Annotated in this window: 13 protein-coding genes; 6 read left to right on the top strand and 7 right to left on the bottom strand. The window is 68.9% G+C overall.

Features of this window, described 5'->3' with window-relative positions; all coding sequences use genetic code 11:
* Positions 1-4: 4 nt before the first annotated feature.
* A complete protein-coding gene (gene trpS, locus QC826_RS10420) occupies positions 5-1,027 on the bottom strand; it encodes a tryptophan--tRNA ligase (RefSeq protein ID WP_279765536.1) in 1,023 nt (340 codons plus the stop codon).
* Positions 1,028-1,459: 432 nt separating this feature from the next.
* Between trpS and QC826_RS10425 the strand changes: the two genes are divergently transcribed.
* Both QC826_RS10425 and QC826_RS10430 read left to right on the top strand, forming a co-directional pair.
* On the top strand, positions 1,460-1,621 hold the full coding sequence (locus QC826_RS10425; protein WP_279765537.1) for a hypothetical protein: 162 nt from the start codon (positions 1,460-1,462) through the stop codon (positions 1,619-1,621).
* A 75-nt stretch (positions 1,622-1,696) separates the two neighbouring features.
* Complete coding sequence (locus QC826_RS10430) at positions 1,697-2,722, top strand: hypothetical protein (protein ID WP_279765538.1); 1,026 nt, start codon at positions 1,697-1,699, stop codon at positions 2,720-2,722.
* A 5-nt stretch (positions 2,723-2,727) separates the two neighbouring features.
* Here the strand turns inward: QC826_RS10430 and QC826_RS10435 are convergent, their stop codons facing one another.
* The 3 genes from QC826_RS10435 to QC826_RS10445 form a co-directional block, all read right to left on the bottom strand.
* Positions 2,728-3,570, bottom strand: a complete 843-nt coding sequence (locus QC826_RS10435; protein ID WP_279765539.1) for a transporter substrate-binding domain-containing protein — start codon at positions 3,568-3,570, stop codon at positions 2,728-2,730.
* 119 nt (positions 3,571-3,689) lie between these two features.
* Positions 3,690-4,982, bottom strand: coding sequence for a TCR/Tet family MFS transporter (locus tag QC826_RS10440; protein ID WP_279765540.1), 1,293 nt, complete (start codon positions 4,980-4,982; stop codon positions 3,690-3,692).
* Between the two features lie 106 nt (positions 4,983-5,088).
* Complete coding sequence (locus QC826_RS10445) at positions 5,089-5,736, bottom strand: HD domain-containing protein (protein WP_279765541.1); 648 nt, start codon at positions 5,734-5,736, stop codon at positions 5,089-5,091.
* 202 nt (positions 5,737-5,938) lie between these two features.
* Between QC826_RS10445 and QC826_RS10450 the strand changes: the two genes are divergently transcribed.
* The 4 genes from QC826_RS10450 to QC826_RS10465 all read left to right on the top strand — a co-directional run bounded on the left by QC826_RS10450 (position 5,939) and on the right by QC826_RS10465 (position 10,167).
* Positions 5,939-6,298: a hypothetical protein gene (locus QC826_RS10450; RefSeq protein WP_279765542.1), complete on the top strand. Its 360-nt coding sequence runs from the start codon at positions 5,939-5,941 to the stop codon at positions 6,296-6,298.
* Positions 6,299-6,381: 83 nt separating this feature from the next.
* The gene (locus QC826_RS10455) at positions 6,382-6,870 is read left to right on the top strand and encodes a chemotaxis protein CheW (protein ID WP_093391225.1); all 489 of its coding nucleotides are present in this window, start codon (positions 6,382-6,384) and stop codon (positions 6,868-6,870) included.
* Positions 6,871-6,997: 127 nt separating this feature from the next.
* Entirely contained in the window at positions 6,998-8,638 is a 1,641-nt protein-coding gene (locus QC826_RS10460; RefSeq protein WP_279765544.1) for a methyl-accepting chemotaxis protein, read from the top strand.
* A gap of 518 nt (positions 8,639-9,156) precedes the next feature.
* The gene (locus QC826_RS10465) at positions 9,157-10,167 is read left to right on the top strand and encodes an IS110 family transposase (RefSeq protein ID WP_279763670.1); all 1,011 of its coding nucleotides are present in this window, start codon (positions 9,157-9,159) and stop codon (positions 10,165-10,167) included.
* A 108-nt stretch (positions 10,168-10,275) separates the two neighbouring features.
* Here the strand turns inward: QC826_RS10465 and QC826_RS10470 are convergent, their stop codons facing one another.
* The 3 genes from QC826_RS10470 to QC826_RS10480 form a co-directional block, all read right to left on the bottom strand.
* Positions 10,276-10,989: a ribonuclease HI family protein gene (locus QC826_RS10470; RefSeq protein WP_279765545.1), complete on the bottom strand. Its 714-nt coding sequence runs from the start codon at positions 10,987-10,989 to the stop codon at positions 10,276-10,278.
* 153 nt (positions 10,990-11,142) lie between these two features.
* Positions 11,143-11,778: a thrombospondin type 3 repeat-containing protein gene (locus tag QC826_RS31230; protein ID WP_313872853.1), complete on the bottom strand. Its 636-nt coding sequence runs from the start codon at positions 11,776-11,778 to the stop codon at positions 11,143-11,145.
* 347 nt (positions 11,779-12,125) lie between these two features.
* Positions 12,126-12,383 carry a hypothetical protein gene (locus QC826_RS10480; protein ID WP_279765546.1) on the bottom strand — a complete coding sequence of 86 codons (258 nt, stop codon included), beginning with the start codon at positions 12,381-12,383 and terminating at the stop codon, positions 12,126-12,128.
* Between the last annotated feature and the right edge of the window lie 287 nt (positions 12,384-12,670).

Raw genomic sequence — 12,670 nt, forward strand, 5'->3', positions numbered from 1 at the left:
GGGCTTAGAAGTAGCTCAGGCCGAGCGCGGCCTTGACTTCGTCGGCGGTGCGGGCGGCCACTTCGCGCGCCTTGGCGGTGCCTTCCTTGAGCACCTGCATGATGTAGCCACGGTCCTTGGCCAGCTCTTCGCGGCGGGCGCGGATCGGCGCCAGCATCTCCTGCAACACCACCTCGAGGCGCTTCTTGACGATGCTGTCGCCCAGGCCGCCGCGCACGTAGTGGGCTTTCATTTCGGCCAGCGCGGCCTTCTCCGGGTCGAAGGCGTCCAGGTAGACGAAGGCGATGTTGCCCTCCAGGTGGCCGGGGTCCTCGACGCGCAGGTGCAACGGGTCGGTGTAGACCTTCTTGACGGCGGCGGTGATCTCGGCGGCGCTGGCGCCCAGGTTGATGGTGTTGCCCAGCGATTTGCTCATCTTGGCCTTGCCGTCGATGCCGGGCAGGCGGCCGATCTCCGGCACCAGCGCCTTGCACTCGACCAGCACGTCGCGCCCGGTGGTGCGGTTGAAGCGGCGCACGATCTCGTTGGTCTGCTCGATCATCGGGATCTGGTCCTCGCCCACCGGCACCAGGGTCGCCTTGAAGGCGGTGATGTCGGCGCACTGGCTGGCCGGGTAGGTCAGGAAGCCGGCCGGGATGTCGCGCTCGAAGCCGCGCAGCACGATCTCGGCCTTGACGGTCGGATTGCGTTCGAGCCGCGCCACCGTCACCAGGTTCAGGTAGTAGAAGGTCAGCTCGGCCAGTTCCGGGATCTGCGACTGGATCAGGATGGTCGACTTGGCCGGGTCGATGCCGACGGCCAGGTAGTCGAGGGCGACCTCGACGACGTTGCGGTGCACCTTGCCGGTGTCGTCCATGTTGTCGGTCAGCGCCTGGGCGTCGGCCAGCATGATGAACTGCCGGTAGTCGTGCTGGTAGGCGACGCGGTTTTGCAGGCTGCCGACGTAGTGGCCCAAGTGCAGCGGGCCGGTGGGACGGTCGCCGGTCAGGATCACGGACGGGGAGGTGGACGGTGTTGGCGTGCTCATCAAGGTTCCTTTACGTTGCCTCCAACAAGCCGCGCCAATAAAAACGCCACCAGGAAGAGGCGGCGTTGATAAAAAATCACATCACTATAGACAGTGGCCGCTGAACGTTAGCGGCGCCACCAATTCAGGCTGGAACGATGTGTAGGGAAGAATTTCATGGCCGTATGGTTGCAGTTTGCCAGCGCCCTGTCAAGGCGCGCCGCCGCCGTTGCATATTCCTCAACCCTTCGGTAGGATGGCCGCCGGCCCGATTCATTGAAAACGGGCAACCCCATGTCCCTTTGCTATGTCCCATTGGAGTCCGCATGCCCGTCCATCCCGCCGTCCGCCTTCCCGCCCTCGTTGTGCTGGCCGCGCTGCCGAGTCGAACGGCTGGCGCGGCGACGACTGGTTCCACAACGGCGCCTTCCGCATGCGTTCCGCCGCGACGTCATGCAGCCCTTCCTCGACCAGTACCTGAAGGACGGCGCCGCCAAGGCCGACACCGCGCCGGTGCTGTTCTACCAGACCGGCAGCAACCGCCGGCAGCGCCAGCGCGATCGAGCTGCCGGTGGTGCCCAACACGGCGCCGTGAGCGCCCGGCGGCGCGCTTAATAAAGTTGTTGCAAGGTATAGGATTGGCTATAAAGGATTGGTTATAATGAGTTCTTGATAACAATAGGAGTCGCGATGTCCCAAGCAATCTTCCGCCGTCCGCTGGCCGCCGTGCTGGCCTTGACCTTGGGACTGGGCGCGCTGCCCGCCTACGCCGACCTGGGCAGCGTGCGCGGCGTGCTGGCCGAGCGCATGCGCGCCAAGAAGATCCCGTTCAGCCCGTCGAGCGTGCGCGAGACGCTGATCCAGGGCCTGTACCGCTGGGAGCAGGGGGCCGGCGTCGGCCAGTTGTATGTGAACGACGCCGTCACGCTGATCCTGGTCACCGACGGCAACAAGATCGTCGAATGGACCCAGCCGGTGCGCGATCCGCAGCCGATCAGCGAGGCCGAGAAGAACAGCCTGCTCAGCGAGATGCTGCGCGGCATACGTTTCGACCGCCTCATCAAGTTCGAGCAGGGCAAGGGCCAGGCCGGCAACCAGGTGTTGCTGATCTCCGCCTTCGACTGTCCCTACTGCGTCAAGTTCGAGCGCATGCTGGCCAACGCCGGCGACAAGGTCGACGCCACCGTCTACGTCCTGCCCAGCACCCTGCAACCGAAGGACAACGCCCACGCCTCGACCGTGCGCAACATCTGGTGCGCCAAGCAGAACGCCGAGGTGTGGCGCAACACCCTGCTCAAGTCGCCGGGCGGCTACTTCAACCTGCCGTCGGGCAGCTGCGACCTGGGCGTCGAGGCGGCGCGCGACGTCCAGCTGATCGTCGCCAGCATGGGGCTGGGCGGCGGCTATCCGCAAATGCTGTTCGGCAACGGCACCACCTCGACCGCCGCGCAGGAGTTGCCGGTGTTCCAGGACCAGTTGAGGAAGAATCCCGGCCGCGTCTTCTGGGACGAGCCCAAGCCGCAGCGCTACGCCCAGTTCCGCGCCGCCGGCGGCAACACCGCCGCCAGCGGCGGCGCAGCGGCGGCGGCCGGCATCAGCAGCAGCGGCGGCACCACGACGATCCGCTTCAACCCCCTGTCCGGCCTGTTGAAAAAGCTGGGCACGCCGGCGGCGGCCGAGGGCGCCAGCCCGGCGCCCGAAGACGCCGCCAAGTAGCCGGCTCAGCGCGGGCGCACGCTCTCGGCCAGGATGTCGGGGCGGTGGTAGCGCTGGAAGCCGTCCATCACGGCGCCGGACTTGGCGACCTTCTCCAGCTGCTCGCGCAGCAGTTGCTGGTCGTCGGCCGACAGCGACAGGCGCGAGACGTAGGCGCCGCTCTGGCCCCACGGCAGTTCGGGGATCGGCTCCATGCGCAGCCGTTCCAACAGGCCCTGCACGCGCGGCTCGCGGCGGATGGCGCCGGCCAAAATGGTCGGCCCCATGATGGTCAGGTCGACCGCGCCGGCGTGCATCAGCCGCGCCACGGCGTTGGCGTCGACCTCGGTGAACAGCCGCCCCTGGCGGCCCAATTCCTTCAGCAGCGCGGCGTATTGCTCGCCGTAGTCGAAGCCGCGCACCACCGCCACGCGCAGCTCGCGCCGTTCGAGCAGCTCGCGGCCGCTGGCGACGGGCGCGCGGGTGCCGGCCACGGAGATCAGCACGGCGCGGTGGCCGACCATGGGGACGAACTGGCCGATCTTGTCGCGGCCCGCCGTGCGCATGGCCGGGATCAGCAGGTCGGCCTTGCCGGCCTCGTACATGGCCATCTGGCGCGCCCGGGGCACCACCGAGAAGAGGAAGTTGCAGCCGACCCGGCCGCCGAGGTTGCGCAGCAGGTCGGGGTAGATGCCGTTGACGCTGGCGCCGTTGATGACCACGCTGGCGCCGTTGGCCGAGACCGGCACGCTGATGTCGCGCGAGCAGTCGGCGCGGGCGGCGCCGGCCGCGCCCAGCGCCAGCGCCAGCGCCAAGGCCGGCGCGGCGGTGCGGGACTGCGGGCGGAGGCGGCGGAATGCGGGCGTCATGGGCGTCTTCGGTGGTCGAACCAAGCAGGTAGCAAACTGAAAGCAGGTGCCGGCGGGCCGGCGGCGAAATCACATTGTGGCCTATTCGTTAACAAATGCCAAGTCCGCCCGCCGCCGCCTTAGACTTGCCGCAAGGGATGGTGGCGGAAATAGTGCCGCGCCACCAGGATGGCCAGCAGCTGCATCGCCGCGCAGACGAAGAAGGTGGTGCCGATGCGCCAGTCGCGCGCCGGCAGGTGGCTGACCTCGCCGAGGATGGCGCTGCCGATCAGCGGCATGAAGATGATGCCGATGCTGCTGATCGATTGCAGCGAGCCCATCAGCTCGCCCTGCTGGTTGGCCGGCGTCGCCTTCGAGATGATGCCCTGCAGCGCGGGCCCGGCGGCGAAGGCCAACAGGTTGCACAGGATGAACACATACATCATCCAGCCCTCGGTGGCCAGGCCGTACAGGGTGTAGGTGATGCAGCCCGAGCCGAGGCCGAGCAGGGCCAGGCGCACCTCGCCGAAGCGCTTGATCAGCAGGCCCAGCAGGCCGGCCTGCACCACCATCGAGGACAGGCCGACGCAGAACAGGGCGATGCCGTTCTGGCTCGGGTTCCAGTCGAAGCGGAAGTGGGTGTACAGCACCCAGGTCGACTGCAGCATCATCTGGGCGCAGGTGACCAGGGCGAAGACGATGGTCAGGCCGCGGATGTCGCGCCGGCCGACCAGCCTGCGCAGGGCGGCAAACGGGTTGAGCTTGCCCAGCTGGAACGGCGCGCGCAGGCCGGCCGGCAGCGACTCGGGCACGCAGAAGTAGCCGTAGACGAAGTTGCCGGCCGACAGGGCGGCGGCCACGTAGAACGGCAGTTGCAGGCTGTAGCGTCCCAGCAGGCCGCCGAGGATGGGGCCGCAGATGAAGCCCAGGCCGAAGGCGGCGCCGATCTTGCCGAAGCTCTTGGCGCGGTTGTCCGGCGTCGACACGTCCGAGGCGTAGGCCGAGGCGACCGACATGCTGGCCGAGGACATGCCGCCGACCACCCGGCCGATGAACATGCAGGCCAGGTTGGGCGCCCAGGCGGTGGCGAGGAAGTTGGCGCACATGCCGGCCATCGAGTACAGCAGCACCGGGCGGCGGCCGACGCGGTCGCTGACGGCGCCCAGCATCGGCATGAAGATGAACTGCATCAGGCCGAAGGTGGCGCCCATGATGCCGTACCACAGCGCCTGGGCGTCGCGCGTGTGGACGAACTCGCCGACCAGGATGGGCAGCACCGGCACCACCAGGCCGATGCCGAGCATGTCGATGAAGATGCACACCAGCACGAAGTTGAGGTTGCCGGCGGGCGCGGCGGCGGCGGGTTTGGCCGGGCCTGCGGCGTGGCCGGCGGCGGCCGCGGCGGCCGGTTGGGCGTCGGGCCGGCGGCTCATCGGCGGCCTCCGTCGCCGCGCGCGGCGGCGCCGGCCGGGGCGGACCGGGCGCCTTGCCGGGAGGGCCGCCGGGCCGCCGGGCGGGCGCCGGCTTGGCGGCGGCGCGTCAAGGCGCCGCCCATTCGGCGATGAAGCGGTCGCGGAAGGCGGTCAGCTCGCCCAGGCGCGCCTGCGCCAGGCGCCGGCCGGCCGCCGTCTGCATCTTGCCGGGCAGCTTGGCCAGCTTGGTGTCGATGTGGTCGAGCGCGTAGGCCTTGTCGTCGAGCTCGCGTTGCAGCGCCATCGGGTCGTCGGCGTGGGCCAGGCCGGAGCCGAGCCGGCCGGCGGTGTAGAACAGCCGCGCCAGGCCGACGGCGCCGAGGGCGTCGAGGCGGTCGGCGTCCTGCACGATGCGCGCCTCGACCGTCTCGGCGCGCAGCGCGGCCGAGAAGCTGTGGCATTCGATGGCGTGGGCGACGCCGCCCAGCTTGTCGGCCGGGAAGCCCAGCGCGGCCAGCTGGCGGCTCGCCAGCAGGGCCGACTGGCGGCTGGCCAGGTGGCGCTGCGGGTGGTCCTTGGCCAGGTTGACCAGGTCGTGCAGGTAGCAGGCGGCCAGCACGGTCAGGCCGTCGGCCTCCGGGTGCTCGTCGAGCAGCAGGGTGGCGTTGCGCCAGACGCGGTGCAGGTGGTTGCTGTCGTGGGCGCCGTCGGCGCCGGCGGCGGCGGCGGCCAGCGCGACCAGGCGCGGCTGCCAGCTGCTCATCAGTGTATTCATCGATCTCCAGTGTGCTCGTATTGCCGCCCGCCGACGGGCCGGCGGGCTGCGCAATTGTGGCATGAAACGCCGGCCGTCCGCTCGCCGCCGGCGAGATTTTCGTCTTGCCGCAGCGAAATATCCACCGCCCGGCGTTGTAAGCTTGCTAAGGGCTGTGGTATTATGCAAAATGCAATTCATTCCCATCCAGATAAGGTGACACATGCGTAGCCCGGTTTGCCTCGGCGTTCTTCTCTTGTTGTGCAGCTCGGCCGCGCTGGCGCTGGACGACACGCCGACCCTGCCGTCGTCGGCCGCGCGCGCCGACGACCCGCGCGCGCCGGCCCACCCGCGCGACGCCGTGCCGCCGGCCCCGGCCCCGGCCGGCGCCGCCGCCCCGGGCGGGGCGGGCGGGCGCGCCGGCGCCTACGCGCCGCGGCGCCAGGAAGGCTGGCGCGACGGCGCCGACGGCGAGGCCGTCCGGCCGGCGCAGCGGCGCGACGCGCTGCCGGCCGCCGCCGCGCCGTGGCAGCCGCCGCGCGACGGCGGCGCGGGCGCGCGGATCGGCAGGAAATTGCCATAATGCATTATTTTTAATGCGTGAAATCTTGACTTAAGGTAACATTGCGAACCTATCCGTTCAGTAATGTACTTTAAGGAAACCGCATGTCCACCCCTACCAGCGACGTTCACGCAACGTCCCCCGCCGCCGAATACCTCGCCTTCACCCTGGGCCAGGAAGAGTACGGCATCGATATCCAAAAGGTCAGCGAGATCCGCAGCTACGAAACGCCGACCCGCATCGCCAACGCGCCGGAGTTCGTCAAGGGCGTGGTCAACCTGCGCGGCATCATCGTGCCCATCGTCGACATGCGCATCAAGTTCAAGCTGGGCACCCCCTCGTACGACCAGTTCACCGTGGTCATCATCCTCAACATCGGCCACCGCGTGGTCGGCATGGTGGTCGACCGCGTCTCCGACGTGACCACCCTGCTGCCCGAGCAGATCAAGCCGGCGCCGGAGATCGGCTCGGCGATGAACACCGACCACATCGTCGGCCTCGGCACGCTCGACGAGCGCATGCTGATCCTGGTCGACATCGACAAGCTGATGTCGAGCGCCGAGATGGGCCTGATCGACGCCGTCGCCGCCTGATTCCCCCCGCCGCCGAACGCCGCGCGGCGCCGTCCCCCCTTCGCCGGGGGGCGGCGCCGGCGGCCTTGCGCGCCCGGACGCGCCACCGGCACATCTGACATATCGTTTTCAATATCGGAATAAGCAAATGAATACGTTTAAGAATATGAGTATCGGTACCCGTCTGGGCCTGGGCTTCAGCCTGATCCTGGCGCTGGCGATGTTAATCACCGGCATCAGCGTGTGGCGCCTGCAGCACTTGTCCGAGGCCACCCGCGCCATGATGGAGGTGCCGCTGGCCAAGGAGCGCATGATCAGCGACTGGTACAGCAAGATCGACAGCGCGATCCGCCGCACCACCGCCATCGCCCGCAGCAGCGACCAGGGCCTGGTGGCCTATTTCGCCGACGAGGCCAAGGCCTCCTCGGCCGTGTCGGCCGAGTACCAGAGGAAGGTCGAGGCGCTGGTGGTCGACCCGGACGAGAAGGAGCTGTTCGGCCGCATCGGCGAGCAGCGCAAGATCTACCTGTCCTCGCGCGACCAGGTCGCCAAGTTCAAGGCGGCCGGCCAGCTCGAGGAGGCCGACGCGGTCTTCCTGAAGGTGTTCGCGCCCGGCTCGACGGCCTACCTGGGGCTGATGCAGGAGTTGTTGAAGATGCAGCGCGGCAAGATCGACGCCACCGCCCAGCAGATCGAGGCGGTCGCCGCGCAGAGCCGGCGCCTGCTGCTGGTGCTGGCGGCGCTGGTGCTGGCCTTCGGCGCGCTGTGCTCCTGGCTGCTCACCACCGGCATCACGCGGCCGCTGGCGACGGCGGTGCAGGCGGCGCGCCGCGTCGCCGAGGGCGACCTGACCGGCCACATCGAGGTGCGCTCGGGCGACGAGACCGGCCAGCTGCTCGGCGCCCTGCAGCACATGAACGCCAGCCTGCTGAGCATCGTCAGCCAGGTGCGCAGCGGCACCGAGCACATCGCCTCGTCGTCGACCCAGATCGCCGCCGGCAACCTCGACCTGTCGCAGCGCACCGAGGAGCAGGCCGCCTCGCTGGAGGAGACCGCCTCGTCGATGGAGGAGCTGACCTCGACCGTCAAGCACAACGCCGACAACGCCCGCCAGGCCAACCAGCTGGCCGCCTCGGCGGCCCAGGTGGCGGTCAAGGGCGGCGCCGTGGTGGCCCAGGTGGTCGGCACCATGGAGTCGATCAACAGCGCCTCGAAGAAGATCGTCGACATCATCGCCGTGATCGACGGCATCGCCTTCCAGACGAATATTTTGGCGCTCAACGCGGCCGTCGAGGCGGCGCGCGCCGGCGAGCAGGGTCGCGGCTTCGCCGTGGTGGCCAGCGAGGTGCGCAACCTGGCGCAGCGCTCGGCCTCGGCGGCCAAGGAGATCAAGGCGCTGATCGGCGACTCGGTCGAGCAGGTCAACCAGGGCGGCCGCCTGGTGGCCGACGCCGGCGCGACGATGCAGGAGATCGTCGCCAGCGTGCACCGGGTGTCGGACATCATCACCGAGATCACCGCCGCCAGCACCGAGCAGAGCGCCGGCATCGACGAGGTCTACCGCGCCATCGGCCAGATGGACTCGGTGACGCAGCAGAACGCCGCGCTGGTCGAGCAGTCGGCCGCCGCCGCCGAGGCGATGCAGCAGCAGGCCGCCAACCTGGCCGAGGTGGTCAGCGTGTTCAAGGTCGAGGGCGGCGCGCGCCCGCGCGCGCAGCTGGGCGGCCACAACGGCCCGGCCCGCGCGGCCGAGCGCGCCGCGCCGCCGCGGCTGGCGCGCCGCGCCTGAGCCGGCGCCGCCGGCCCCGGCTGGCGCGCCCGTCCGCCCCGATAGAAACGCCGCCGCGCCGTGCCAACAGCGGGCGGCGTTTTTGTTGTTGGGGTGCGCCGACCGCGTCGCTCCCCGAGCCTGCCAAACAACTAGGCGGGGCAGCAGCCCGGCGGGGGCAGTCGGCGGGGTCAGTCGGCGGGGTTAGTGCCGACATTCGGACACGGTCTCAGCGGTAGTAGGGCAGGGTCAGTGCCGACATTTGGACACGGTCTCAGCGGTAGAGAATAGCTTGCAAGGCCGGAGAACCATTTATGGCTCAGCTCGTGTCCGAATGTCGGCACTCGTATATTGAACGTACCGCAACGGCGTTGGATAATGATGGCGTTGAAGCGGCCGGGCGAAGTGACATTGATCGGCACGAGTGCCATTGAGCACGTGGGTCAGATAGGTGCCTTCGCCCGTTTCATTTTACAAGTCCGAACGGTATCTTGGGCCATCGCCATGGCGCGTAAGCCCGCATACGAGAGAGGTCAAAAATGGATACGGTACACGCTGTTGTAGGCATTGATGTGAGTAAGAAGAAGCTCGACGTGGCGTTGCTGGTCAACGGCAAGACGAAGTCGAAGGTGGTCGACAACTCCGCTTCGGGACATCGGGCTTTGTTGGAATGGTTGGGCAAGTCGAAGGCTCCGATGGCCGAGCTGCACGTTTGCATGGAGGCGACCGGCGTCTACTACGAGCCGGTGGCGCTGGCCCTGCACGCGGCCGGTTTGCGTGTCAGCGTGGTCAATCCGGCGTGCATCAAGGGGTTCGGGTACAGCGAGAATATCCGCAACAAAAACGACGCGGTCGACGCCGGGCTCATCGCCCGATACTGCGTCGCGATGGCTCCGGCGCCCTGGACGCCGCCACCGATCGAGCAGCGCCAGTTGCGCGCCTGGTCGATGCGCGTGCAGGCCCTGAAGGACATCCGCCAACAGGAGGAGAACCGGCTCGAGGCCCACACCGTCACGGGAATGGACGAGGTGGCCGAGCATGTGAGGGGGCACATCGCCTGGCTGAGCGCCGAGATCGCGAAGCTGGAGGACGAGATCGACGACCATATCGACCGCCACCCCGGCCTCAAGCACGACGCCGACCTCATCGCCAGCATCCCCGGTGTCGGTGCGACCACGGTGGCGAGGATTCTAGGCCACCTGGGCGACATTCGGCGCTTCGAGAGCGCGAAGGCGTTCGCGGCGTTTCTTGGCGTGACGCCGAAGCAGCGCAGTTCGGGAACCTCGGTGCGAGGGCGAACCATGATCAGCAGAACGGGCAGTACCGCGCTGCGCGCGGCACTCTACATGCCCAGCCTGGTCGCGCGCCGACACAACCCGATACTAGCCCAATTTGCCGAGCGACTGCTGGCAACCGGCATGGCGAAGAAGGCCGTGATCGGCGCGGTCATGCACAAGCTGACGCACCTCATCTACGGGGTCATCCACACCGGCAAACCCTTCGACGCAAACTATCTATCGAAAGGGCTTGCAAATCAAGACGGTATCTGACCCCGGAGTCCCGGAGTCCCGGAGTCCCTGACCCCGGAGTCCGGAGTCCTGCCCCCGGAGTCGCGGAGTCGCGGACCCCGGAGTAGGAGTACGTTTCGCGGCCACCCGCTAAGACCTGGACGATGTCGGCCAGTCGGCCGGCTCGCCGGGCAGCGCCGCCGGCCAGGAGGCGATGGCCTGCTGCGACAGGCCGTCGGCGGCGCCGTTGCGGTGGCGCGGAATCCAGCGCAGGCTGACCTCGCCCAGGCCGGCCAGCAGCTCGGCGACGCGGGCGCGGTGCGGCTCCAGCCCCTTGGCGGCGGGCGCTGCGGGCTGGTTGACGTCGTTGATCACCACCTGGCTGTCGCCGTACACCAGCAGCTGCGGCGGCCGCAGCGCCTGCGCCGCCTCCAGCAGCGCGATCAAGGCCAGGTACTCGGCCTCGCCGCTGTTGCCGTGGCCGGCGCGCCGGCTGATCTCGACGCGCTGGCCCTGCGGTCCGCACAGCAGCGCGCCGATGCCGAGCCGGCCCGGGTTGGGATGGGCCGAGCCGTCGAACCAGGCCTGCCAGGCGCCCGGCGCCGGCTGGGCGCGCGCCCGCTTTTGCGCCAGCGCGGCGGCCTTGACTTCCAGCTTGGCGGCGCGGCGGTCCTGCTCGGATTGGCGCAGCTGCGCGCGGGCGGTCAACAACTGGTCCAGTCCGGCGGCGCCGGCGGCCAGGGTCAGCGTCTGGCGCAGCGCGTCCAGCTCGGACACGCCGCCGCGCGCCGCCAGGCGGCGGCCGCTGGTGCGCTCGCCCTTGTACGCGGCGGCGGCGAGACGGTCGAATTCTTCTGTCGGCATAGTAAACGGGCACGGCGCCGCGCGCCAGGCTGGTTTGCAGCCCGGCGCGCGGCGCCGTCCCCTTGTTGATGTGGTGGCAGGCGCCAGCATAACCGATCGGGCGCCGCCCCACCTAGTGCGTGGCCGTTGTCGGGCAACTAGCCACGCGGGACGCTAGTCGCGGCGCGGATTGTCCGGCCGGCGGTCGTGGCGGTTCGGCACGCCGTCGCCGTCGCGGTCGCGGTCATAGCGGTTGGGTACGCCGTCGTGGTCGCGGTCGCCGCCGCCGTGGCGCTCCCAGCGCGCCTCGTCGCGATACCAGCGGCCCTCGCGTTCGCGCCACTGCGGCTGGTTGTAGACGTAGCCGGGCCGCACGGCGATCCAGCTGCCGCCGCGCCATTCGTGGCGGCCGTGGCGCCATTCCCAGCTACCGGGCGCCCAGTTGTAGCCGTGACGCGGACGCGGCACGTTCTCGTAGCGCGGCGGCGGCGGGGCGACGTTGGCGTAGTCGTAGCCCGGCGTGCTGACGCCGATCCAGCCGGCCGGCTGCAGGCGCCAGCCGTCGCGCTCCTGGCGCCATTCGGCGTGGCGGTACTGCTCGCCGCGGCGTTCCGATTCCCAGTGGCCGGCCAGCCAGACGTGGCGGCGGCCGTCCCAATTCCAGTAGCCGGGCGCCCAGACCTGGCCGCGCCGGGCCACGGGGATGCTTTCGAAACGGGCCGGCGGCGGCGCGTCGCGCACGACGATGCTCAGCCCGACCTCGGCGGATGCGACGGCGGGCAGGAAGGCTGCTGCGCTGAGCGCGATCATGGCAGCGGCATAAAAGGTGGGCTTGATCAGTAGGGTTCTCCGGTGGCTGCGTGGTGTTCACGCTTGCGACAAATATAGCAAGCGGCGCGCGGCGGCGGGACGACTGATTCAAGTGCTTACATCTGACACATTCTCTGCGATGAACTGTGTACGTTGGCGCACAGACTTCGGCGGAGGCTGCTAGCGAGGCGGGTGGCGAGGCGGCGGCGGAGGGTGGTGCTTACTGCTTACTGCTTACTGTTTACTGTTTGCTGCGCATGGCGTGCTGCGGGGTGGGCTGTGGGGCTTCGCCTGTCACTGCGCGGCGCGCGCGGCGGACGGCGGGTGCAGGCGAAGGCGGCGGCCCATCACATCTTGCTCGCGGTGCCGGCGGTGTTCAGCGCGGCCTTTTGTTCATCGGCCAGCGATTGCAGCTTCTGCTCGGTGCTCAGGCGCTTGGCGCTGACCACCACCACCTGCATATTGGCCGGCGCGGCCATGGCGACGGTGGCGACCTTGGCTTGCTGCTGCTGTGGCTGTGGCGCGCTGTCGAGCGCGTAGTTGGCGGCGCAGGCCAGGCCCAGGGTGACGACGAACAGGGCTTCGAAATTTTTCAGGACGTTCATTTTGCGGCTCCTAGCGGCGGTGGTGGTGGTCGTGGTGTTGCGATGTATGCACTGTAGCCAAAGGCACTTGGTGCGGCCATCGAATTGCGACGAGACGCCGCTTTGACGGGACGGACTGCAGTTTTTGGCGATCAAACGATGACGGCTCGACCATGCTTTTGCGCCTCCCCCCGCAATGTCCGGCACATCGATCACAGCTGCGCGGGGCTTGTATGGCGTCTTTCCTCTCCAAGGTTTTACAAGCGATGGCGGAACGCCGCCGCGCCCGCCGCCGCCTGGCCAATTTG

Origin of the sequence: Rugamonas sp. DEMB1 (assembly GCF_029834475.1) — a bacterium.
Classification (GTDB): domain Bacteria; phylum Pseudomonadota; class Gammaproteobacteria; order Burkholderiales; family Burkholderiaceae_D; genus Rugamonas; species Rugamonas rubra.